2 protein-coding genes and 1 pseudogene are annotated in these 1,766 nt (G+C 68.9%); all 3 read right to left on the bottom strand.

Going from position 1 to position 1,766, the window contains the following annotated elements; all coding sequences use genetic code 11:
- On the bottom strand, nucleotides 1-260 hold a 260-nt coding region (locus K0M70_RS12015; protein ID WP_290782247.1), incomplete at its 3' end, for a hypothetical protein.
- 216 nt (nucleotides 261-476) lie between these two features.
- Entirely contained in the window at nucleotides 477-1,391 is a 915-nt protein-coding gene (locus K0M70_RS12010; protein ID WP_290782245.1) for a DUF4097 family beta strand repeat-containing protein, read from the bottom strand.
- A 35-nt stretch (nucleotides 1,392-1,426) separates the two neighbouring features.
- Nucleotides 1,427-1,766, bottom strand: a pseudogene (locus K0M70_RS12005) (hypothetical protein); the annotation flags it as partial.

The raw sequence follows: 1,766 nt of genomic DNA, 5'->3' as shown, positions 1-1,766 counted from the left end.
GAGTCGCGCAGGACTTCGGCAACCGACACGTCGCCGGAAGCATCAATCTGGGCGCGGCTGATCACGACGACCGGAACGGCGCCTTCGATGTCAGCGCGCTTCAGGCGGGAGCCGGTGACCTCGATGGCGTCGAGGGTGGTGGCGCTATCTTCCGTCGTGTCCGCTTCCTGCGCGATGGCAGGCAGGGCAACGAAGGTGGAAGCGACACCGGCGAGGAGCGCGAAGCGAATCGCGCCAGACAGCTGATTGAAATTAGACATTTACTCTCTCTCCAACGTCAGAGTGATGGTGACTCTAGATACCGGGACAAAGCCTAGAGGTCGATCGTCAGGATAACGGTCACCTTGGCCTGCCGGAGCATAACGCAATCTTTACGTCCCGCAAACCAGGTTAAAGCCCTGTAAACACCCGCCAGGTGGGCGGCCGGAGCCGGCCAGCGCCCAGGATCCTGGCAAAAGTAGTTAAATTACATACACTTATTCGAGATCAATGCGCACGTCGCCGGAGAAAGACTCCAGCCCGATGTCCCCGGCACCCGCGCCCAGTCGGGTTTGCAGGCTCTTGCCGGGGCCGTAGGGCTCGGAGTTGACTTCCCCGGCGGGGCTGGTGATGTCGCCGCTGAAGGTTTCCACCCGCAGGCGGGCCGAGGTGTCGCGGGGCAGGGCCAGGATCAACCCGCCGCTGACCGAATCGGCGGTGATGCGCCCGCCGGGGGCCAGACTGGCCCTCACGCGGCTGTCACCTGACACGCTGCTGATGGCCAGCCGCTCCACCTGCCCGGCGGCCAGCTCGACGTCGCCCGACACCGTTTCGACCTCCACCACCCCGGTCACCCCGCCCCGTATCCGGACCTCCCCGCTCACCGTGTCCACGGCAAGGCTGGCGGTCTGCAGCTCCAGGTCCAGGTCGCCGCTGACGCTGTCGATGCTGGCCTTGCCGGGTTGCGCCGCGCGCACCAGCACGTCGCCGCTGACCGTGTCCACCGACAGGGATCGCCCCGCCACGCCGGAGACGTCCACGCTGGCGCTCACGCTGTCCACCGCCACACCGGCGCCATTGGGCACCGAAACCTCGATGGCGCTGGCCTGGCCCTGGCCACTCTTCCCGCCCCAGCCGAACCAGCTGCCGCCGCCGGAGGGATAGCGCACCTCGATGCGAAGGTTGTCGGCCGTGCCCTCCACCACCAGTTTTTCGACGCCCTCGCCCAGGCTGCCGGTGATGCCCACCTGGGCGCGATCCCAGGTCCGCACGACGATGCGGCCCTTCATGTTCTCGATGGACACACTGCCCGTGGCCGACAGCGGCCGGACCTGGCTGATCGGCGTGGCGGCGAACGCCGGCGCGCTGGCCAGCACCAGCAGTGCCGCGCAGAAAACGGTACGGGTGGTCATGGAATGCTCCTGTGGTGCGTAAGGATAAAAGTGGCTCAGCCGGTGACGGCGCGCTGGGTCAGCGACAGCCGCCGCGAATAGGTCCGGCGCAGCTGGTCGAGCAAGTAGCGCGCACCCGGGTCGCTGTCCATGGCCCGGCGGATCTGCGCCACGCTCTGGTCCAGCGTGGCCAGCGCCGGCTCGAGGGGAGCCGGCAGCGGTGCGCCTTCGAACTGCACCAGGGCCGCCGGGTATTCAATGGTGAGGGCCTGCGCTTCCCGCTGCACCAGCGCGACCTGGGGGTCGGGCGCCCGCGCCCCGCCCCCCCGCCCCCCCCCACCCCCCCCCCACCCAAGCCCCCCCCCCCCCCCCCCGCCGCCCCACCCACCCCCCCCC

The organism is Arenimonas sp. (assembly GCF_019459675.1).
Classification (GTDB): domain Bacteria; phylum Pseudomonadota; class Gammaproteobacteria; order Xanthomonadales; family Xanthomonadaceae; genus Arenimonas.
This window is presented reverse-complemented; position numbering and strand designations above follow the sequence as displayed.